Source organism: Pedobacter suwonensis (assembly GCF_007833675.1).
Lineage (GTDB): Bacteria > Bacteroidota > Bacteroidia > Sphingobacteriales > Sphingobacteriaceae > Pedobacter > Pedobacter suwonensis.
In genome coordinates this window covers 3,374,493-3,395,402 of sequence record NZ_CP031708.1, presented here as the reverse complement: position 1 = coordinate 3,395,402, position 20,910 = coordinate 3,374,493, and the positions used below count along the sequence as shown (strand labels likewise).

Annotated in this window: 19 protein-coding genes and 1 riboswitch; of the genes, 7 read left to right on the top strand and 12 right to left on the bottom strand. The window is 41.9% G+C overall.

Features of this window, described 5'->3' with window-relative positions; genetic code table 11:
* Positions 1–4 precede the first annotated feature (4 nt).
* A complete protein-coding gene (gene abc-f, locus DV942_RS13995; RefSeq protein ID WP_145858436.1) occupies positions 5–1,591 on the bottom strand; it encodes a ribosomal protection-like ABC-F family protein in 1,587 nt (528 codons plus the stop codon).
* A gap of 683 nt (positions 1,592–2,274) precedes the next feature.
* A riboswitch (TPP riboswitch) is annotated at positions 2,275–2,363 on the top strand.
* Positions 2,364–2,428: 65 nt separating this feature from the next.
* Here abc-f and thiS point away from each other — a divergent pair.
* From thiS to moeB, 7 genes are all read left to right on the top strand, one after another.
* Entirely contained in the window at positions 2,429–2,632 is a 204-nt protein-coding gene (thiS, locus tag DV942_RS13990) for a sulfur carrier protein ThiS (RefSeq protein WP_090981109.1), read from the top strand.
* Between the two features lie 154 nt (positions 2,633–2,786).
* The gene (thiC, locus tag DV942_RS13985; protein ID WP_145858432.1) at positions 2,787–4,670 is read left to right on the top strand and encodes a phosphomethylpyrimidine synthase ThiC; all 1,884 of its coding nucleotides are present in this window, start codon (positions 2,787–2,789) and stop codon (positions 4,668–4,670) included.
* Between the two features lie 3 nt (positions 4,671–4,673).
* Positions 4,674–5,264: a thiamine phosphate synthase gene (locus DV942_RS13980; protein ID WP_244950696.1), complete on the top strand. Its 591-nt coding sequence runs from the start codon at positions 4,674–4,676 to the stop codon at positions 5,262–5,264.
* A 23-nt stretch (positions 5,265–5,287) separates the two neighbouring features.
* Entirely contained in the window at positions 5,288–5,932 is a 645-nt protein-coding gene (locus tag DV942_RS13975; protein ID WP_145858430.1) for a thiamine phosphate synthase, read from the top strand.
* 2 nt (positions 5,933–5,934) lie between these two features.
* A complete protein-coding gene (locus tag DV942_RS13970; protein ID WP_145858428.1) occupies positions 5,935–6,705 on the top strand; it encodes a thiazole synthase in 771 nt (256 codons plus the stop codon).
* Positions 6,692–7,816, top strand: coding sequence for a 2-iminoacetate synthase ThiH (gene thiH / locus DV942_RS13965; RefSeq protein ID WP_145858426.1), 1,125 nt, complete (start codon positions 6,692–6,694; stop codon positions 7,814–7,816). The genes DV942_RS13970 and thiH overlap by 14 nt, the downstream gene beginning before the upstream one ends.
* A complete protein-coding gene (moeB, locus tag DV942_RS13960; RefSeq protein ID WP_145858423.1) occupies positions 7,810–8,847 on the top strand; it encodes a HesA/MoeB/ThiF family protein in 1,038 nt (345 codons plus the stop codon). The genes thiH and moeB overlap by 7 nt, the downstream gene beginning before the upstream one ends.
* Before the next feature lie 45 nt (positions 8,848–8,892).
* On the opposite strand, the gene DV942_RS13955 is transcribed toward moeB, so the two are convergent.
* The 11 genes from DV942_RS13955 to DV942_RS13905 form a co-directional block, all read right to left on the bottom strand.
* The gene (locus tag DV942_RS13955; protein WP_145858421.1) at positions 8,893–9,261 is read right to left on the bottom strand and encodes a hypothetical protein; all 369 of its coding nucleotides are present in this window, start codon (positions 9,259–9,261) and stop codon (positions 8,893–8,895) included.
* 214 nt (positions 9,262–9,475) lie between these two features.
* Positions 9,476–11,680, bottom strand: coding sequence for a peptidase domain-containing ABC transporter (locus DV942_RS13950; RefSeq protein WP_145858418.1), 2,205 nt, complete (start codon positions 11,678–11,680; stop codon positions 9,476–9,478).
* A 15-nt stretch (positions 11,681–11,695) separates the two neighbouring features.
* Positions 11,696–12,649 carry an LLM class flavin-dependent oxidoreductase gene (locus DV942_RS13945; RefSeq protein WP_145858415.1) on the bottom strand — a complete coding sequence of 318 codons (954 nt, stop codon included), beginning with the start codon at positions 12,647–12,649 and terminating at the stop codon, positions 11,696–11,698.
* 12 nt (positions 12,650–12,661) lie between these two features.
* Positions 12,662–13,906, bottom strand: coding sequence for a lanthionine synthetase LanC family protein (locus tag DV942_RS13940; protein WP_145858413.1), 1,245 nt, complete (start codon positions 13,904–13,906; stop codon positions 12,662–12,664).
* Complete coding sequence (locus tag DV942_RS13935; protein ID WP_145858410.1) at positions 13,903–17,010, bottom strand: lantibiotic dehydratase; 3,108 nt, start codon at positions 17,008–17,010, stop codon at positions 13,903–13,905. Before DV942_RS13935 ends, DV942_RS13940 begins: the two co-directional genes overlap by 4 nt.
* Positions 17,011–17,020: 10 nt before the next feature.
* Positions 17,021–19,447, bottom strand: a complete 2,427-nt coding sequence (locus DV942_RS13930; protein ID WP_145858408.1) for a TonB-dependent receptor domain-containing protein — start codon at positions 19,445–19,447, stop codon at positions 17,021–17,023.
* A gap of 79 nt (positions 19,448–19,526) precedes the next feature.
* Complete coding sequence (locus DV942_RS13925; RefSeq protein ID WP_090981138.1) at positions 19,527–19,760, bottom strand: class I lanthipeptide; 234 nt, start codon at positions 19,758–19,760, stop codon at positions 19,527–19,529.
* 23 nt (positions 19,761–19,783) lie between these two features.
* On the bottom strand, positions 19,784–20,020 hold the full coding sequence (locus DV942_RS13920) for a class I lanthipeptide (RefSeq protein ID WP_090981140.1): 237 nt from the start codon (positions 20,018–20,020) through the stop codon (positions 19,784–19,786).
* Positions 20,021–20,051: 31 nt separating this feature from the next.
* Positions 20,052–20,291, bottom strand: coding sequence for a class I lanthipeptide (locus DV942_RS13915; protein ID WP_090981141.1), 240 nt, complete (start codon positions 20,289–20,291; stop codon positions 20,052–20,054).
* 38 nt (positions 20,292–20,329) lie between these two features.
* Entirely contained in the window at positions 20,330–20,563 is a 234-nt protein-coding gene (locus tag DV942_RS13910; protein WP_145858404.1) for a class I lanthipeptide, read from the bottom strand.
* Between the two features lie 22 nt (positions 20,564–20,585).
* Positions 20,586–20,819 (bottom strand): class I lanthipeptide, encoded by a 234-nt coding sequence (locus DV942_RS13905; RefSeq protein ID WP_134204482.1) that lies wholly within the window; start codon positions 20,817–20,819, stop codon positions 20,586–20,588.
* Positions 20,820–20,910 lie beyond the last annotated feature (91 nt).

The window sequence follows — 20,910 nt, the reverse complement described above, 5'->3', positions numbered from 1 at the left end:
TATTTTAAAGATGTATGGTATATTCTACCTGTACCTGGTCAAGAAAATATTCATCGTGCGATATAACCAGAAGTGTTCCCTGGTAGTCATTAATGGCTGTCGTTAAAATTTCTATATTCTGGATATCAAGGTTATTGGTGGGCTCATCCAATACAATCAGATCGGGCGATTGGTTGCTGATGGTTAACGAACAAAGGATTAACCGCATTTTCTCGCCACCACTTAAGGCCGAACAGGGTTTATGCCAATCGGCTTTACCAAATAGAAACCGGTTTAAACGGATTTTTATTTCATGTTCCTGCAATGCGCCAGAGCTGTATTGCTGGGCCTGTTCGTAAACGGTGAGCTGATTATCGATCAGGGAATAATCCTGATCAATATACATGGAGCTAATGCCCACCCGGTTTAAACTTCCCGTTGAGGGCTGTATCTGCCCCAAAATAAGCTTAATCAAGGTGGTTTTTCCCGATCCGTTTCTACCTTTGATGACATAACGCTCACCACTAAAAACCTGAAAGCTAATCGGCTCCTTCCAAAGTAACTGATCTCGAAAAGCAAAATTGAGCGCTTTAGCCTCCAGAATACTTTTTCCTTTGTGCAGTGTAGCCTGGTCGAAAACGATTTTCATTTTATCTGCATCAGGCAGTGCAGACCTGAGCTGGCTTAATTCGGAAGAAATATGGTCAAGCTTTTCGGCATGTATACCTTTCAACTTTGCTGTGCTTTTTTCTGCGTTGTTTTTTAACGTATTCATCGAAATAGTCGGCAATCCCGCTTTTTCTTGTTTTTTCTTGCCTCTGGCATCAAGCTTCTGTTGCCGCTCAAGTGATTCCTTTTCTACTTCTCTAGCCTTACGGAGTGCTTTTTCCTTCGCTTTTAGATCATGATTCAACGCCTCATTTTCAATTTTCTTTTGTGCAACATAGAAATCGTAATTTCCACCGTATAGGGTTATTCCATGCGAACTTAATTCGCAAACTTTCTCAATTTGGTTCAATAAAGTACGGTCATGACTCACTACTACTAAAGTAGTCCGGGTTGATCGGATATAATCGTATAACCTGTTTCTGCCTTCCAGATCCAAATGATTGGTCGGTTCATCCAGCAAAACAATATCAGGGCGGTGGATAGCGATGCCGGCTAAAAATATGCTGGTTTTTTGTCCGCCGCTTAAACTTTCCATCTTCTGGTCTAGGTCTAAATCTTCCAACCGCCAATAGCTTAAAGCTTCAGCACAGCGTTCCTCAATGGCCCAGTCATCATTAAGTATAAACATGTTTTCCTCGGTCACTTCTCCGTTGAGAATTTCGTTCAGTGCTTTTAGTTTATCTTCAATCCGGAGTGCCTGTGCGACGGTGAAATCATTAAACTGACCAAAAAGCTGTGGTACATAATAAGGCGTCGATTCTGCCTTAACATGTCCGCCAGTTGGCACGAGTTTACCTGCTAAAATTTTTAAAAGTGTTGATTTTCCTGCGCCATTATGGCCAATGAGTGCAATTTTTTCGTGTTTGTTGATGGTGAGATTTAAATCTGAAAACAATAAATTTCCATTAGCATGGATATAGCTAGCCCCTTGTAGATTAAGCATAAATTTCTTTTTTTATGGGTAAATAATTGCAGCAACGGAACCGCTCTGCCTGCTATCTATTTTTGGAAAAGAAATGAATCTTACATGGATTGGGGTATTTTTGTGATGATGCAAAGGTAAAAAAAATTCTGTGTTTTGCGAAAAGCGGTTGGCCAGTCCATAGTCTTTAGTCCGAAGTCGGCAGTCTGGTAAGCCAAAAATTGGGCGCTCACTCGCTCCAATTTGTCATCCTGAGGGATAATTTATGATATAAAAATCAATATGATTGACGTTTTTTCCTTCGCACAATTCTTGCCTCGGCTCACCGCCGCCGAAGGGCTCTTACTTTTTGGCATCAAAAAGTAACAAAAAATGCCGGCTGAAAATTTTCCTTTCAAAGCCAGTGTTATGGCTAGAACAGTGTAGTCCGAAAAATTTATTAGGCCGGTTTTAAGTAGAACGGCGATACGGTGCTATGGCCTAGCTATACGGAAATGCATGATGCCGCATTCTGTTCATTAATAGGTGATTACAAAATAACGTCAATGTAGTATAACGAAGGATTTTTATTTAATGATTTTTGCATTAATCACTTAAAGATTCTTCACTGCGTTCAGAATGACAATGATATTACCAATAGCAATCAATAGATTTTATCTATATCATTTTTTTCTTGCATTAAAAATTTAATCGCCTATATTTACAAAAAACTTTAGGGGTGCCTACGTGCTGAGAAATACCCTTTGAACCTGATGCAGTTAGTACTGCCGAAGGGAAAAGTGAAAGCAATTTTATAATTGCTGTCTTTTCGACCTCCATTCTGGGGCAATCTCTATAGTTTTTCCAATTTTTTAAAATATGGAAGTAACTATAAACAATCAAAACTACCAACTTAACGAATCGTGTTCTATCGAACAGATGCTTACTGCTGTCATTTCAACGGAGACAAATGGCATTGCAATAGCCGTTAACCAAACCATCATTTCCAAATCTGTTTGGGACACCTATCTGTTAAACCCAGGCGATCAGGTCATCGTCATCAAGGCCACCCAGGGAGGGTAATATAAGGATTGAATAAGGGAATTTTAATGATGGAACCGGGATACTTACATTCAAAAATTCACTCAATCATTCCTTCATTTTCCTTCACTCAATTAGTCATTCACTCATTCAATAAATCACTCATTATCTTCTTCTCTCCTTCAAAACATTCAACATGAAACAAGAAAAAACACCAGATCAGGAAGTCATCAGCCGCAGTCCATTTCCGGCTTCACGCAAAATATTTGCACCCGGAAAAATCCACAATATCCAGGTGGCCATGCGCGAAATCAGCTTAACGGAAACCAAAATCCACAATGGATTTGGTTTAACCGAACCGAATCCACCGGTAACGGTTTACGATACCAGCGGCCCTTACACTGATCCAAATGCCGTTATTGATGTACGGAAAGGGCTTCCACGCTTAAGGGAACAATGGATTAAGGACAGGAAGGATGTTACGCAGCTTGATCGATTATCTTCTGCTTACGGGCAACAACGCCTTGCAGATGATAAACTTGATGCTTTGCGTTTTAATTATACCACTAAACCTTATAAAGCGCTGCCTGGTGCCAATGTATCGCAGATGCATTATGCCAAAAAAGGCATCATAACAGCCGAAATGGAATACATTGCCATTAGGGAAAATCAACAGATTGAATTATTGAATGCACAATTGGGCAATCAGCACGAGGTCATGAACCACCAGCATCAGGGCAATAGCTTTGGGGCCAATACCCCAAAAGGATACATCACGCCTGAATTTGTGCGTGATGAAGTGGCTGCCGGACGTGCCGTGATCCCCTGCAACATTAACCACCCGGAGTTGGAACCGATGATTATCGGCCGTAATTTCCTCGTAAAAATCAATGCTAATATTGGCAATTCAGCGGTTACTTCTACCATAGAAGAAGAAGTAGAAAAAGCCGTTTGGGCCTGCCGTTGGGGTGCCGATACCATTATGGATCTTTCTACAGGAAAAAATATCCACGAAACCCGTGAATGGATTATCCGAAATTCGCCGGTGCCGATCGGTACTGTCCCCATTTACCAGGCCCTGGAAAAAGTAAACGGAAAAGCGGAAGACCTTACCTGGGAAATTTTCCGCGATACCTTAATTGAGCAGGCCGAGCAGGGGGTTGATTATTTTACCATCCATGCTGGTGTACTGCTCCGCTACGTACCCTTAACCGCTAAAAGGATTACCGGAATTGTTTCGCGTGGCGGATCGATCATGGCCAAATGGTGCCTGGCGCATCACAAGGAAAACTTCCTGTACACGCATTTTGAAGAAATCTGTGAGATCATGAAAGCTTACGATGTAGCTTTCTCTTTAGGTGATGGTTTAAGGCCGGGCTGTATTGCAGATGCAAATGATGCTGCGCAATTTTCGGAGCTCGAAACCCTTGGCGAACTGACCAAAATTGCCTGGAAACATGACGTACAGACCATTATTGAAGGCCCCGGACATGTACCCATGCACCTGATTAAAGCCAATATGGAAAAACAGCTTGAGCATTGTGCTGAAGCGCCATTTTATACCTTAGGACCACTAACGACCGATATTGCACCAGGTTATGACCATATTACATCTGCTATTGGTGCTGCCATGATTGGCTGGTACGGAACGGCCATGCTTTGTTACGTTACGCCTAAAGAACATTTGGGCCTGCCCAACAAAAAAGATGTTAAAGATGGTGTAATTACCTATAAAATTGCTGCCCATGCTGCCGATCTGGCCAAAGGACATCCCGGGGCGCAATACCGTGATAATGCTTTAAGCAAAGCCCGGTTCGAATTCAGGTGGGAGGATCAGTTTAATTTATCACTCGATCCGGACACGGCAAAAGAATTCCATGATGAAACCTTGCCCGCAGAAGGCGCCAAGATTGCGCATTTCTGCTCGATGTGCGGACCCAACTTCTGTTCGATGAAAATTACCCAGGATGTGCGCGAATATGCTGCAAAACAAGGCGTAGCCGCAGATGAAGCTTTGGCCAAAGGCATGGAGGAAAAATCGAAAGAGTTTACTGAAAAAGGAAGCGAAATTTATTCTTAGCCTATGATGGAACTTATTGTAATCTCTAAACCGACCGTTTTTAAAGAAGAAAGTAGCCTGATTAACCAGCTTTTCGAAGCCGGTTTACAGGTTTTTCACCTACGTAAAGAAAATGCCGACGAAGCAGCTTACCGGAAAATCATTGAAGGGATTTCACCTGAATATCATTCACGGATTGCTTTGCATCATTTTCATTCACTTGCTGGCGATTACCATATCCAACGGATTCACCACACCGAAAGTTTCAGGAAGGAAAGGCATAATGGAGAATTGCCGGAAAATAAAATCTTCAGCACTTCTATCCATCACCTGGCTGATAGGGAAGAGATCGGTCAATATCAATACAGTTTCTTTGGTCCGGTGTTTAACAGCCTTTCCAAGCCGGGTTATAAAAGTATGATTCCGTCTCACTTCCGCTTGGAGAAACATCAGGCCGCACCTAAAATCATTGCCCTTGGCGGCATCGGTTTAACTAAAATTGATCAGGTTAAAGAAATGAATTTCGATGGCATTGCACTTTTGGGCAGCATCTGGAATGACCCTTCACAAGCCATAACCACTTTTAAAAAAGCCTTGGTGAAATGCCAGGCTTAATCAAAAAATTTAACCATACCCATATGATAGCGTCCCTACAGTATATATCGCAAGCGCCTAAAACAGGTACCCATATCGATGCCATTGAGCAGGTGCTCCAGGCAGGAGGCAAGTGGATCCAGCTCCGCATTAAAAACCAGACGGAGGCAGAAATTCTACCTTTTGCAAAAGCCGCGCAGGCTTTATGTGAAAACTATGGCGCCAAACTGATCATCAATGATTATCCTCACCTGGCAAAGGCCGTAAATAGTTATGGCGTGCACTTAGGTCTGCAGGATATGCCTGTTCCCGAAGCCAGAAAAATTATAGGCAAACACCAGATCATCGGAGGTACGGCAAATACTTTCGAACACGTCCGGCAAAGGGTAGCGGAGGGAGCAGACTACATTGGCCTTGGCCCCTTCAGGTTTACGAGAACAAAGGAAAACTTAAGCCCTATTGTAGGTTTGGAAGGATACCAGAAGTTGATGGATAAAGTAAGTAAAGCCGGAATAAGTACGCCTATTATTGCCATTGGTGGCATTGAAGCAGCAGATATTCCGGCTATACTCAAAACCGGAATTTACGGAATTGCCATCTCGGCAGCACTCACCAATCAAGTCCAAACTTCAACTGCTTTAGCAGAAATCATCAGTAAAATTCACCATGCATCCGCTTTAAAGCCCTAAATATGTTAACTATAGCAGATCAAACCTTCAGCTCGCGCCTCTTCACCGGTACCGGAAAATTTTCTTCGGCAAAAGAAATGGAAAATGCTTTAATCGCCTCTTCCTCCGAACTCGTTACGGTAGCGCTTAAACGCGTTGATTTAAAAGGCAAAAACGACGATATCCTCCAGCACCTTAAATATCCGCACATTAATTTATTACCCAATACTTCTGGTGTGCGCAATGCAAAAGAAGCCATTTTTGCTGCTCAACTGGCACGCGAAGCTTTAGAGACCAACTGGATCAAGCTGGAAATCCACCCAGATCCTAAATACCTCATGCCCGATCCTATTGAAACGCTCAAAGCGACGGAAGAACTGGTTAAACTCGGTTTTGTGGTGCTGCCATACATCCATGCCGATCCCGTTTTATGCAAACGGTTAGAAGATGTGGGAACCGCAGCGGTAATGCCACTCGGGTCCCCAATCGGCAGCAACAAGGGTTTGAGAACAATCGATTTTTTAGAAATGATCATCAGCCAGAGCCGGGTACCGGTAATTGTAGATGCCGGTATTGGTGCACCATCTGATGCCGCAAAAGCGATGGAAATAGGGGCGGATGCCGTTTTGGTGAATACCGCGATTGCCATTGCCAAAAAACCGGCCGATATGGCGACGGCATTTAAACTGGCTGTTGAAGCCGGCAGAATGGCCTTTAAATCTAAACTGGGCAGCCAGCAACATGAAGCTGCAGCAAGCAGTCCATTAACCGCATTTTTAGATGAAGAGTTTTAACGAAGTATTTGAGCACTACAACTGGGAGGATACCAAGGCCAGTATTTACGACAAAACGGCGGCAGATGTAGAAAACGCCCTAAACAGCCAGCAACGGACACTGGAAGATTTTAAAGCGTTGATTTCCCCGGCGGCATTGCCCTATCTCGAAGATATGGCGCAGATCAGCCAGCGTTTAACATTAGACCGCTTTGGCCGGGTAATTCAGATGTATATTCCACTTTATCTCTCCAACGAGTGTAATAATATCTGTACCTATTGTGGTTTCAGTTATGATAATAAGGTAAGGAGGAGAACGCTTAACTCCATGGAAATTATGCAGGAAGTGGCCGTGATTAAGGGCATGGGCTACGATCATGTATTGCTGGTAACAGGTGAAGCCAACCAAACCGTGCATACCGATTATTTTAAAAAAGTTCTGGATCTGATCAGCCCGCATTTTGCCCATATTTCGATGGAGGTACAACCTTTGGATGTAGAAGATTACGAAATACTTATTCCTCATGGCTTAAATACAGTGTTGGTTTACCAGGAAACCTACCATCAGGACGATTACCGCAAACACCACCCGAAAGGAAAAAAAGCTAACTTTTTATACCGCCTGGAAACCCCTGACCGTTTGGGGCAGGCGGGCATCCATAAGATGGGGCTCGGCGTGCTCATTGGCCTCGAAGACTGGAGAACAGATTCATTTTTTACGGCCCTACATCTATCTTACCTTGAAAAACAGTATTGGCAGAGTAAATTCAGTATCTCCTTTCCAAGGTTGCGGCCATTTAGTGGCGGTTTGGAACCTAAAGTGGTGATGAATGATAAGGAACTGGTACAGCTGATCTGTGCCTATCGTTTATTTAACAGTGAAGTGGAACTGTCTATCTCTACGCGCGAAACAGAAACTTTCAGAAACCATATTATTAAATTGGGGATCACGGCCATTAGTGCGGGCTCTAAAACCAATCCGGGTGGTTACGAAGTAGCGCCACAATCATTGGAGCAGTTCGAAATATCTGATGAACGTTCGGCGCAGGAAATTGCCGCCATGATCAGAAAACAAGGTTACGAACCCATCTGGAAAGATTGGGATAGGAGTTTAATCCATAAATCATGTTAGCTAAAACAGAATTAGAGCGTTACAACCGGCAAATGATCTTGCCCGAACTGGGCTTGGAGGGACAGGAACGGCTAAAAGTGGCCAAAGTACTGCTTATCGGTGCGGGTGGACTGGGCTGTCCGGTATTACAATACCTCACCGCAGCAGGCGTGGGCAAAATAGGCATTGCAGATGATGATGTAGTGGAGCTAAGCAATCTGCACCGGCAGCTTTTGTATAACCATACTGATATTGGCCAGCCAAAAGCAGAGATAGCCAGTGCGAAACTTGCAGTGCTCAATCCCCACGTCAGCTTTACAGCTTATCACGAGCGTTTTACCCCCAATAATGCAATATCAATCTGCCAGGAATATGATCTGGTAATGGATTGTTCTGATAACTTTAATACGCGTTACCTCGTAAACGATACCTGTGTAACCTTGGGCAAAACCCTGATATTCGGCTCCATCCTGGCTTTTGACGGACAGGTTGCCGTATTTAATCACCAGGGAAGTACAAATTACAGAGATCTTTACCCAACACCGCCAGCCGAAAGCATGAATTGCGGAGAAGGTGGCGTGATTGGAGTTTTGCCTGGAATAATCGGTTTGTATATGGCCAACGAAGCGATTAAATTAATTTGCGGCATCGGTGAAACGTTAGCCGGTAAATTAATGACCATCAATGCATTGAACAATACGGTACTCGTATTTAAAATCGCACAGGAAAAACAAACCGAAATAGTTAAAGCTGAAACTCCAGTGAGCAGCTCAAAAGAAATCGATAAAGCCACTTTAGATCAATGGCTTTCTGAATCTCCTGATGAAGTTTTCCTGATCGATGTACGCGAAGATTATGAGCATGAGGAAAACAATATGGGTGGGGTAAATATTTCCTTATATGAATTAACATCATCCCTGAAAAGTATCCCAAAGAACAAAAAAGTAGTGTGTTATTGCCAAACCGGGCAAAGGAGTAAAATGGCGGTGCGGCTACTGAAAGAAGATTACCAGGGAGAAGTATATGGATTGAAAGGCGGATTTACTGGTTAACTGGATTGCTGGCTGTTTAATTGCAAACCGCTAACTGAACCCGGCCTATGGTAATACAAAACTAAGGCTATAATGTGCGGTTTTATTAGTTTTTTCTATATCAGAAACGGGCTTTTGATCTACCAGAACGGATGCCTGCTGTTTATCTTTCGAATCGACAGTAAACTGAACCTTTTGTCCGGATTTTATTTCAATGCTTTTTTCCCATTCACCAGATATATTTTCTAAAGTTTTTTGGTTTCCACTTTCATCGGTAAACGTTACCGTAGCACTGCTACTGGCCAATACTTTGTAGGTTACTTTGTAACTGGCTTTAGCTGCAATATTAAGTGGGCCTTTGTTCATTTCGTATGTACCATAAGAGCAAGCACTTAAAAATGCTATGCTCAAGATGTAAACAATATATCTATGCATAATATTAAATTTTGGATATGTTTGAATTAATTATTTAGTGTAACTGAAATAGTTAAAAATACTTAATATTTTGATATCTTCTTTAAAGAAATAAAAGAGGATTGAAACTATGATTATTGTTAGCATAATGCCAGAACCAAAACGTATAACACCCTTAGGTTTTTTGTTAAGTATATGCTTAATATCAGCACTCATTTTATCCTGAATTTCCATATTATTTTATTTTTTCGAGTTGATTATTGATTAAATTGAAATAAGGCCCTTTATTGTTCATTAAAGTATCATGGTTTCCTGATTCCAATATCTTGCCGTACTCCATTACAAAAATCTGATCGGCATTTTTGATGGTACTTAACCGGTGCGCCACTATAACAACCGTGCGGTTGTCAAAAAAATCCCTGAGGTTATTCATAATAGTCTGCTCGTTGTTCGAATCAAGTGCATTTGTCGCTTCATCAAAAAGTAACAATTCAGGGTTTTTATAAACTGCCCGCGCAATTAACAAACGCTGTCTTTGGCCCTGCGATATGCCATTTGCACCAATACCAATTTCAGTTTCTATACCTTTTGGCAAATTGTACACAAAATCACCTATGTTTGCCATTTTGATTGCGTCATGCAACCGTTCTTCATTTATCTCTTCAAAACCCAGTGCGATATTTTTTGCAATAGTATCTGAGAAGATAAAACCATCCTGTAAAACTGTGCCACATAGGTTTCGCCACTGTCCAACATCTAAATCATTTAGTTTCTCTTTTCCGATGTGAATGATCCCACCGGTTGGATCGTATAGTTTGAGTAAAAGCTTTAATAACGTGGTTTTGCCACTTCCACTTAGTCCAACTATAGCCGTTATTTTTCCTTTAGGTATCACCAGACTCAAACCATTGAAAACGGCTTTATTTTCAAATCCAGGATAGCTAAACTGCAGATTCTGGATTGAAATATCACCAATCAGCTGATCTATTTTTACCTTTGTAGCCGTTTCAGGTTGTTCATCCTGGATATCGTGGATTTCATTTAACCGTTCTAAACTCATTTTTGTATCCTGATACGATTGCAAAAAGAAAATCAGCGATTCTATTGGTGCAATAAGCTGGCCTACTATAAACTGGATGGCGAAAAGGCTTCCCAAACTAATTTCACCCCTGAGGGTCATAAATGCGGCTACAAAAGTAATCCCGATGTTTCGCATTTCAGTAATGATCAGCGAGCCTGCCTGTTGATATTGGTTATAGGTAAGTCCTTTAACCCTAACTTTAAACTCTTTCACAATGAGCGATTCCCATTCCCATCTTTTCTGATCAGCAGAGTTGCTGATTTTAATATCCTGAAAGCCTTCGATAAGCTGTACAATTTTGCTCTGCACCGAAGAATTTACCTCAAATCTTTTCTGATCGATCTGCCTTCGCTTATTGAAGAATAAAAATACCCAGCCTACATATAAAATGCTGCTTCCTGCAAAAATAAGGAACAGGAGGCTACTAAAGTGAAACAGGATAATACTCAATACACAGATGTTGAAACAAGAGAATACGGTTGTTAAGGTATTGCTTGTCAAAAAGTTTTCTATCCGGGTATGGTCGTTAACGCGCTGCATTACATCACCTTGTTTACGTGTTTCGAAAAAAGACAGAGGCAGGTTTAACAGTTTGATAAAAAAGCTGACCAAAATATTTAGGTTTACCCTCACGCTCACAAACAATAAAATCCATGAGCGTACAAATTCGATAAAAGATTTGGACGCAAACACCACCACCTGACCAATGAGCACCAGGTAAATAACATTTACTTCCTTGAGTTTTATACCCTTATCAATAAGCAATTTGCTTAGAAAGGGCAAACTTAATTCCAATATCGAGCTGGCTACTAAACCGATCAACAACTGTAAAATCAACGATTTGTGCTTTTTCAAATATCCTAAGAGCTTCCAGAAGCTTACATTTGTTTGTGCTTCCTGCTCTTCTTGATTCAATTGTTCCAGATCAGCATCAGGTTCTAAAATAAGGGCATATCCTTTTTCCTCTACAGCATTCCAATGCTCCAGAAATTCATATCTGCTAATTTTAACTTTTCCCTGTGCCGGATCGATAATCACAGCCTCGTCGTTGGTCAGTTTTTTCAGCACCACAAAGTGGTTGGTTTTCCAATGGATAATGGCGGGCCAGATATCGGCATTGATTAGGTCGTTATAATGCAGTTTTACACATATTGCATTCATGCCGAATTTTTCTGCCGCTACCTTAAGCCCTAGAAAGGTACTTCCATCACGGTTAACCCTGCAAGCCTGTCTGATGGTATTTAAAGTATAAGACTTACCGTAGTAGCTTAATACCATGCGCAAACAAGTTGGTCCGCAATCTTTTGTTTCCAACTGGCGGTATATAGGAATCGATGGTCTGTAGTTTAGTTTAAACATGGTTAGATTTTTAAATTAGGCTACTAATTGTTGTCTATTTTTCATACCGAATACTTCGCTCATCCAGGCCATGCTTTCTCTTCGGTAATCTGGGTCGCGGGCAATGTCGAAAAATATAACCTCATCTGCATCATACATCTCCGCATAGGCCGACATTTTATCGAACAGTTCCTGTGGTTCGCAGCAAAGTCTTGTTTTAGGTTCTACAAAGTCAAATTCCGCTTCGGAAAGCGCTATTACTTCCTCCCTTTTGCTCTTATTCGGACTGGTAAAACCTGCAAGGGCAATATTCACTTCAGGTAAACGGCCAAATTGTTTATAGAAATCTTCCCGATAGGCTTTAAGATTGTCGAGGCCCAGTTCTAGGTTTACCCCTTTGTGAAAAAGGGTTCTGGAGCAGTTGAGCTGGTTGCTTAAGCTGGCCTGATAACTGTGAGGCGAACCGCCGAGGTTCCACAGTGAAGGAACTGAGCCTCTATAGGGAGCCAGAATAACACCATTTTTAACATGCTCGTCCTCATCATGCAACAAGCTGCTGATCGCTGCTATCTGACTCTGGATATACAGTATCCCTTCTTCGTGACTGGCAATTTTAGGCTGACTAAAAAAAGGTAAAAAATTCCCCCCTGGTGTACCTTTGGCAAAACCCAAATCGATACGGTTATTAAACAGGTTATTAAGCATTTTATAGCTCGAAGCGGTTCTGATTGGTGAGGTATATCCTGCCAGCACACCTGCAATGCCTACACGGATGGTATTGGTATTTCCGCAAATAAGGGGCAGCAGCATATCGGGGCTAAACCATGGCGAGTTGGCCGAAGTAATAAAATGTTCTCCATACCACAGGCGGTGAAAACCCAGTTTTTCGGCCAGAGCCGCATCTTCGATAACACTTTCGATGATCGAAAGGCTATCTATCTTTTTGGATCTTGTACCAAAATCCATCAATCCAATTTTGTTGATACCCATAATCTTTAAAATTTAAGATAAAAGAAACATATCGGTCCAGTTTGCTGCAATATCTTCATGTTCGGCAGCTGTCAATACAAACATGGCCCCACTTATACCCTCCAACAGGCCAAATGCACCTTCCCTGTTCATAAACTCAGGTTTGCTAAGGTCATTTTCCAGGTGATCCAGGGTGCTTTCCAACCAGATCTGTGCAGCTTCCTTATAAACCGGAAGGCCCGAGAAATGGTAAAGACGGTTTAAAAAGAGGGCAATTCCCGAGGTACCATGACAGAAATGTGAGTTGATCTTAATACCTGATTGTGGTACGTTGATCATGCTTTGCGCCATTGCCTTGCCTACCTCATCGGCAAGATCGCGGTAGCCAACCTCGTCAAACGCAATGCTGCTTTGGTACAATAGCCAGGTTACCGCCAAATCTCCATAACACCAACTGTAGTTTTCGGCATAAAACTCGCCATCAAGCAGTTCCTGTGTGTTCATGGCTTCGTTAACTAAGAGCGGGAAGGCCGAAAAGTTAGCCGAGCTACGTGGATGGTAGTAGTGGATAAAGTAATCCAGTCCCTGTTTAATCGCTTTTTCCAGCTTTTCCTTTGCAATGCCTCCATTGAAAATATTCAACAGCACCAATAAAATGCCGGCATTCCCATGCGAAAGGCTCATATTGATATTATCTGTATTCTGAAATTCTTTTACTGTGCTATTTGGAAAACGCATTCCTTTTTCGTCAATGATGGCAAATTTAAGGAGCTCATCCACAAGAATATTGAGATATGTTTCGCGGTTAGGATCGTTTTTGCAGTTTAAAAGATACAGCATCTGTCCGCTTGCACCATGTAGAAAATCGGTGTTTTCGTCTTTGAGCAAACGCTGGGTATCTTCAAAAATAAGTTCATTGATAGGCAACACATCTTCAAGGAACAGTTCATCAAGATATTCCTGTTCGACCAGTTTTTGGATCAGGAAATAAAAGCCAGATAAGCCACTGCAGAAAGTCATGTATTTACTGGCCATATTTTCCTGCGAATTGTATGATTCGATCAGCTTTTCGAGCGCCATGTAAGCGTTGGTTTCGCCTTCAGGGAAAACTTTCAACAGACTGAAATAATAATAAACGATCCCTGCGTAGCCATTAAATAAGTTACCGTTGGTAATAAAATCGGCCTGATTTTCCTGATGGTGCAGTAGGTGTTTAATCTGCTCATATACCACTCTTATACGGGTATTGATGGTGGTTTCTACTTCTAAAGTGTTCATATTCCGGTTTTTTGACGATGAAAAGTTGATTTATAATACATTAAAAGAAAGTCGTATACCACCAGCTCATGTACACGGTGCTTGGTTTTGAACAGGCGGTTCATATTCATGTGGATGTAGCTGATCAACAAGCTATTTAAATCCTGGTTGATAGATCCATCCGCTATTTTCTCCCTAATGGTCCGTGCCAGTGGAATGATTTCGAAACTGCGGTACTGTAAGAGGTCTGATCCTGAAAAATCGTTGCCTGCATCAAGGTGTTTGGCGATCAGTTCTTTGCTGAACCTATATTTTTGCGATAGCTGTTTGATTAGCAAAGCATCCGAATTAAATTCCTGATGAAAAGAAGCGGAAAGTATTTCCATCACTTTTAGCTTATCGGCAAGCGAAAACTCAAAATCGTTAAGCAGGCTGTCGATTGATCGGATGCCCCATAGCCAGCGCAACTGCTCAAAGTTCTCTACCATATCGCGTCGGGATAGAAAGCTTGATACGGCTAAACTATCATAATAGAACAACTGTTCGCTCAAAGCAATTCCACCAGCAGTATAACGTTCTATTTCGCGTTCGTAGGTATCAAACTGCATTTTCCATATCAAACCAGTTTCAGATAGTTTCTCAAAAGCTTTATTGATCTCGCGCATTACGGTTCCTAATCCATCCAGCGCGGTTACATGCACCCTGAACCTTAAATGTGGCTCGGGATCTGCATACCTGATGAAGAACCATTGGTCTATCAATCGGGTATTTACCAATTGCTTTGCCAGATCAAGCAATTCATTGCCAATCAGTTGATCGGCCGTTTTTATGCCGCTATAAATTTTGACGTAAAGCCACTCCTCTCCCGGAAAATACTGTCTTTTCACTTCTTGATCATTCTGGTGGTTTGCATTAAATACGGGCTTTGGTCTTTTTTTATCATCTTTTCTGGTTAACAGGGCAACAAACTGATTATTAACCGCCTTTGCATCTGCATCTTTTAACAAGGTGTTACTCACCGGCAGATATTCTTTTAAGACGATTTGGCTTCGCTTTTTGCAGGCTGATAGCCAGGCCAGCACTTCTATACGATTTTCCTGGTGAACCAAAAGCTCATTATCCTCATCAGCAAAGATGAAAACCCGGGGCAGTTCCCATTTCTCAAAGAATTGTTTAACCTTTTTATCATGATCAGGAGCATTTACAGTTAAAATCTCTTTAATATCTTCTGCCTGAAGGTACCAGGACGCTAACGAGAGGATCACTTCCTTGTATTTGATCCTTGGGATCTTACAAATACCCAATTTTGGCAACACCTCTAAGTTTAAGCCCAGCCAGTATTTATGGTCGTCACCTTGTAAATCTCCAAGGAAATGATACACGGGCAAGGCATTCATGCCGTAATTATGGGCATTGCTCAAACGCGGTATCACGGCTTTGTTTAGCCGCTTGCTCCTTAAATAAAGCTGCCCGTTGCGCACTGAAACCATGAGATCGTTAAGGCTGATCTCGCTTTCATCCGATCCACTTCCGGCCAGTACAGGGATCTGATAATTCCTGAATTTTGGCCTTGAGGCAATATTACCGTGGCGGTCTTCAGGAAGATGCGCCACTTCGGCCACTACCGCGCCTTCGTAATAAGCATTTTCTACCGTATTGATATCCTGCAGGATCTGTTCAAATTTCTGATCGCCATAGCCAAACCTCCCGATCATACAGGCACCGGTTGGCCAGCCGCAATGCTCCAGATAAATCTGGTCTTCTTCGCCCCCGTTGAGCCTGAAAATGATAGAGAAGCTTGGAGGCAAATCACTAGGGTTGATATTGAGGTTACCCAGATCATGCTGATCAAGGCAGATTTCTTTACTTAAAGGGTTGCTGGTTAAATAACCGATCAACCATTTGCTAAATTCTGTGTATTGGGTCTCCCTGATCTCACTGGTGGCGCCTGATGAGAAAACCATGCGGTGTACCAATGGCGCCTCGCCCGCCAGGTGTGTATTGGCTGCGTAGCCCAGGCCCGATTCGGGATCCAGAGCCTGTAAAAGAGGGATTTCCTGTTCATCATAACGGTCGGCAAAACGGTTTTTAAAGGCTTGCAAGTCTTTATTGTTATGTTTTGGCGTAAGCTGGCTCAGAAATTGGACGGCCTCAATCAATTTATCAGCATAGCTATTACTTAACGTTTGTTCCGAACCGTCTTTGTAAAGATCAACCTGAAACATACTTTCGCTATTAAACTCAATGTTCAGCTGATGTAGTATGCCCGATATTTCTTCCTTTTTGTGGATAATACTTCCGGTATCCGCCAAAACTGACTTAATTTTTTTGAAGGCCAAAAGATAGGTTAGGGCATCATCGTGATCTACATCTGCTGTTAATACATCCGCCAGACTTTCAATAATCTGGTCGAGAAAATCAGGACCACTAACCCTCGGTTCCAGATCGCTCCATAAAACCTGCCCATCAATCAGTTCATCCAAAAATAAACTGGCTTCTTCAACCTCTACCTCAAAGGCTTCTGCAATAAAGGCAGCAATGGCAGGGTAGGGTTTTGTTTCTTTACAGAAATTAATAATTCCCTCCAGATATTCAGATCCGCTAACAGACGATACAGTATATTTCCGGTAGCCCAGGGTTTTGTAATCAACCATCCTATAGTTTCCATCGATATCATAAAGGGTTTTGTTTACGCTGTAACTCAAAGATTTTTTGATGCGCTCATTCTTAAGCAGATAACGGAAAATGGTGCAGAGTACCCCCATATCCAGGCGGGTGTGTTTATTGATGGCACCCAGTTCCAACTTCGTATCTATTGCCCAGGTTACGGGTGCGCATCCGGCAAACAGGCCAAAAGGTGTTGCCCGGTTTTTGGTACGGTTGATATATTTGGATAAGGCTACTTCGATCTTTTCGAGTTTTTTCGGATCGGTGATCGTATCAATACGAAGTACTGCCTCATACAGATCTCTAGAGGCGATCCACAAGGCTTCCATAAAGAAATCATCCCTGATAAATTCCCTGATCATTTCTTTGGTTATTTCGCCCTCGCTGTGGTAAGATGGAAACCTAAGCATCAGGTTAGGCAAGAACTGGTATTGTTGGTTAAGCGCGTCCCTTTTCATCGTCTGTTATTTAAAAACCAATCGGATTAGTGCTTCCTTCTTTGGTATCGTTATCTTTAATATTGCTTTTGCTCTTTTTATTTACTTTATCATTACCAAACTGGTAGCTAAAACCGAAAGTTAGCCCCCTGCCATAAACGCTTTGGATATTTTGGTTAGTAAGGCCGCCGTTGATGTTCAGCATATCGTACTCTATTTTATTGTTCAATGGGTTGATTACCCCTACACTCAGGTTGATCTTATCTTTCATAAAAGATTTGTTAAAGCTTACCGCCGAGGTATTGGGTTGTGCTACCCTGCTTTGGAAAAAATAGTTTTTCGAGTAGAGGTAATACTCGGCTTGCAGGTTATAACCACCTTTAAAATTGTAAGTACCGATAAAACTGGCGTTAAAGTTTAATTTCTCATTGTAGGTGGCATTAAAGGCCGCATCGTTGGTTGAGATGAGATTTAAGGTACCACCAACATTTAAACCAAGTGCCTTGGTAATGCTCAGGTTCAAGTTTGCAGAAGTACCAAACTGCCTGTATGAACCAATGTTTTTATAGGTAATCTGGTTCACATTGTTAACAAACTGATTTACACGCAAAATATAATCCGACCAGAAATCGGCACTTGCATCAACATAGAGATAAACTTTGCCCGCATTATGCGAAAAGGCAAGGTTTAGGCCATTTTTATGTTCTGCCTGTAGATCGGGATTACCCTGCGATACGGTATTGGCATTTACAAAATTCTGGAAGGGGTTAAGGTATGAAATGCCCGGCCTCGAGATCTTATAGCTGTAAGTAAGGCTGATCATGCCGTTTTTTAGGTTTCTCCCGATGACATAAGTAGGCAAAAAGCTATTAAATCCCTGGTTTACGCTACTATGGTTAGATATAAACCTGGCATCGTTCTGCGTCCTTTCGTAACGCATACCACCTATCATGGTCCACTTTTTGGGTAACATCAACTGCAACTGGCCAAATGCGGCATAAACCCCCTGATTGTATGCATATTCGTCGGAAATGGATGGCTCCGCATTCAGCTGGTTGCTCATCGCATTTTGATACTGCGAATCGAAATGCCTGTTAGTAATCTTGATACCCGCCTGCAGCTTATGTTTACCTAAAGGAAGTTTATAATCAGTCTGTAGGATAAGTGTCCGGATATTGCTGTTATTGATGCTTAACTCTCTTAAAAAAGGTATATCATTACCTGAAACATAATTGTTGGTGCTGTTATTCAGGTTGTCCTGTTTACCTGCAGTGAACAAAGCACCAACGTTAAATTCTTTTCCGGGTTTATTAAATTTTAATTTATAATCAAGATTTGCTGATAAGCTGTTGGCTTTAACCGAATTGTCGGAAAAGCGATTAAATATGTTTACTGTTCCCTGATTATTGATATTGGTTTGAAGGGTCTGGTTAAAAGTGTATGGCGAATTTGAAGCTGTAAAACCTGCATTAAGCGATTGGTTTTTGCTGATTTCGTAAAACAGTCCTCCATTTAAGTAAATAGGATTGCCTTCGTAACCTAAATTTCCCTGTTGTGTTTGTAAGAAATTACTTCTCGAATAAAGCTGGCTGCTAAAACCCAGTGTTTTAAAATTGGTATAACTTCCGTTGAGCGAGAAGTTTACCTTGCCCACGCCATACGTAAAATTTAAGGTAGGCTTGGTGGTATAACTTTTACCAATGGTTGATTCTACGCCCACGGTAAGATTTCCGCCCAAAGAAAGCGTATTTTTGGTTATAATGTTGATGATACCGGCCAGGTTCTCGCCATCGCTGCTTGCTCCGGGGCTGGTAATCACTTCTACGCTTTCTACATTAGCCGTTGGAATCATTTTAAGGGCTTGGTCAACCGGAATGGCATAGTCGGTAACTGAGCGCCCGTTAACCTGAACCTGCACTTTTTCACTGCCCTTTAAAGAAGGAACGCCTTTAAAATCGACGGTAACCAACGGAACTTTTTTGATCACTTCGCTGAGCGACCTGTTTTTTGCCATCGGATCACGGTCTACATGATAAACGATCTTCTCGGCAGTGTTTTCAATTACTTTGCGCCTGGCATATACAGAAACCTCTTTCAACAGTTCGGTGTTTATTTTTACGTTAAAAACCTTACTTAATGCATGCGTTGGATTATCAGCAGCCACGAGGTTAAAAATTTGGTTTTCGCTACCCATATAAAATATCTTAACCCTATAGGTGCCTGGCTTTATCTTCGCTTCGAACCTGCCCAAAGTATCGGTAAGTACCTGTGCAATTATTTTAGGGCCATCATTAATTACTACCTGTGCGTAAATGAGCGGTTCTTTAGAAGCAGAATCGATTACCTTACCGGTAAATTTTAAGTTCACACTGTCTGCAACAATGCTTTCTGCTTTCGCATGGCTGGCAAAGACAGCTGTACTTAAAAAAACGAGTATGAATATGATATATGTTTTCATGGCTTTTAGTATTGTGCAGCATACTCAGATCTGCTGCGGTGTAAAACATTGCCGGCACTTACCGGCAATGTATCTTGATTTAGCAACTACATTTACATGTACTTGTAGCCGGACAGGTTTTTGAAGCAATAATGGATTGCTTACCGCAGCTTCCGCCTTCAGCCTCTGCAGCAGAAAGAATCGGAATATCAATTACAACTGTAGAACCTTCAGCAGCAGCCTGACCACCGGCTACCAGTTCCATTTGTTCTTCGTTCAATTTTGCAACAGTTTCTTTGTTCAGCGCAAGTTTGGTTTTTAATTGCTTTTTCATTTTTCTGAGGTTTTTATAATTAATTATTTACAACTACACCCACAGGTACTGGTTACAGGGCAGGTTTTTGAAGCAATAATGGATTGCTTACCGCAGCTTCCGCCTTCAGCCTCTGCAGCAGAAAGAATCGGAATATCAATTACAACTGTAGAACCTGCAGCAGCAGCCTGACCGCCCGCTACCAGTTCCATTTGTTCTTCGTTCAATTTTGCAACAGTTTCCTTGTTCAGCGCAAGTTTGGTTTTTAATTGCTTTTTCATTTTTTCTGAGGTTTTTATAGTTAATGATTAATTATTTACAGCTACACCCACAGGTACTGGTTACAGGGCAGGTTTTTGAAGCAATAATGGATTGCCTGCCGCAGCTATCACCCTCTACTGCTGCTGCTTCAGCCCTTAGCTCAATACCGATTACCACCGTAGAGCCAGCAGCAGCAGCCTGGCCGCCAGCTACCAGTTCCATCTGCTCTTCATTGAGTTTTGCAACAGTTTCCTTGTTCAGGGAAAGTTTTGTTTTTAATTGTTTTTTCATTTTTTCCAAGGTTTTGTTTATAAATTGATGAATTGTTTTTAGCAGCTACATTTACAGGTACTGGTTGCCGGACATGTCTTTGAGGCAATGATGGATTGCTTACCACAGCTGCCACCGTCATCAGCTACCGAAGCTTCAGCTTCAAAGCCAATAACCACCGTCGATCCCTGAGCAGCGGCCTGGCCGCCACCAATCAGCTCCATTTGTTCCTCATTTAATTTGGCTACAGTTTCTTTGTTTAGAGAAAGTTTGGTTTTTAATTGCTTTTTCATATCATGATGTTTTGATGATTAATTATTTACAGCTACACTCGCAGGTACTGGTTGCAGGACAGGTTTTTGAAGCAATAATTGATTTCTGACCACAGCTGCCGCCGTCGGCAGCTTCGGCTTCCAAACTCAGGCCCACTACGAAAGTGGAGCCATCAGCAGCAGCCTGACCACCGGCAATTAGTTCCATCTGCTCTTCATTGAGTTTGGCAACGGTTTCCTTGTTAAGGGATAGTTTGGTTTTGAGTTGTTTTTTCATAAGATTTGATTTTTTATGGTGATTGATTAAGTTATTTTGCTTTTTATTAGCATCACTGACAGCCGATTCATTTGAAGGCAGTTTTTTGAAA

Excerpts from the sequence above, each read along its gene's own strand:
- abc-f (WP_145858436.1), bottom strand. The coding sequence starts at position 1,591 with ATGCTTAATCTACAAGGGGCTAGCTATATCCATGCTAATGGAAATTTA.
- thiS (WP_090981109.1), top strand. The coding sequence starts at position 2,429 with ATGGAAGTAACTATAAACAATCAAAACTACCAACTTAACGAATCGTGT.
- thiC (WP_145858432.1), top strand. The coding sequence starts at position 2,787 with ATGAAACAAGAAAAAACACCAGATCAGGAAGTCATCAGCCGCAGTCCA.
- DV942_RS13980 (WP_244950696.1), top strand. The coding sequence starts at position 4,674 with ATGATGGAACTTATTGTAATCTCTAAACCGACCGTTTTTAAAGAAGAA.
- DV942_RS13975 (WP_145858430.1), top strand. The coding sequence starts at position 5,288 with ATGATAGCGTCCCTACAGTATATATCGCAAGCGCCTAAAACAGGTACC.
- DV942_RS13970 (WP_145858428.1), top strand. The coding sequence starts at position 5,935 with ATGTTAACTATAGCAGATCAAACCTTCAGCTCGCGCCTCTTCACCGGT.
- thiH (WP_145858426.1), top strand. The coding sequence starts at position 6,692 with ATGAAGAGTTTTAACGAAGTATTTGAGCACTACAACTGGGAGGATACC.
- moeB (WP_145858423.1), top strand. The coding sequence starts at position 7,810 with ATGTTAGCTAAAACAGAATTAGAGCGTTACAACCGGCAAATGATCTTG.
- DV942_RS13955 (WP_145858421.1), bottom strand. The coding sequence starts at position 9,261 with ATGCATAGATATATTGTTTACATCTTGAGCATAGCATTTTTAAGTGCT.
- DV942_RS13950 (WP_145858418.1), bottom strand. The coding sequence starts at position 11,680 with ATGTTTAAACTAAACTACAGACCATCGATTCCTATATACCGCCAGTTG.
- DV942_RS13945 (WP_145858415.1), bottom strand. The coding sequence starts at position 12,649 with ATGGGTATCAACAAAATTGGATTGATGGATTTTGGTACAAGATCCAAA.
- DV942_RS13940 (WP_145858413.1), bottom strand. The coding sequence starts at position 13,906 with ATGAACACTTTAGAAGTAGAAACCACCATCAATACCCGTATAAGAGTG.
- DV942_RS13935 (WP_145858410.1), bottom strand. The coding sequence starts at position 17,010 with ATGAAAAGGGACGCGCTTAACCAACAATACCAGTTCTTGCCTAACCTG.
- DV942_RS13930 (WP_145858408.1), bottom strand. The coding sequence starts at position 19,447 with ATGAAAACATATATCATATTCATACTCGTTTTTTTAAGTACAGCTGTC.
- DV942_RS13925 (WP_090981138.1), bottom strand. The coding sequence starts at position 19,760 with ATGAAAAAGCAATTAAAAACCAAACTTGCGCTGAACAAAGAAACTGTT.
- DV942_RS13920 (WP_090981140.1), bottom strand. The coding sequence starts at position 20,020 with ATGAAAAAGCAATTAAAAACCAAACTTGCGCTGAACAAGGAAACTGTT.
- DV942_RS13915 (WP_090981141.1), bottom strand. The coding sequence starts at position 20,291 with ATGAAAAAACAATTAAAAACAAAACTTTCCCTGAACAAGGAAACTGTT.
- DV942_RS13910 (WP_145858404.1), bottom strand. The coding sequence starts at position 20,563 with ATGAAAAAGCAATTAAAAACCAAACTTTCTCTAAACAAAGAAACTGTA.
- DV942_RS13905 (WP_134204482.1), bottom strand. The coding sequence starts at position 20,819 with ATGAAAAAACAACTCAAAACCAAACTATCCCTTAACAAGGAAACCGTT.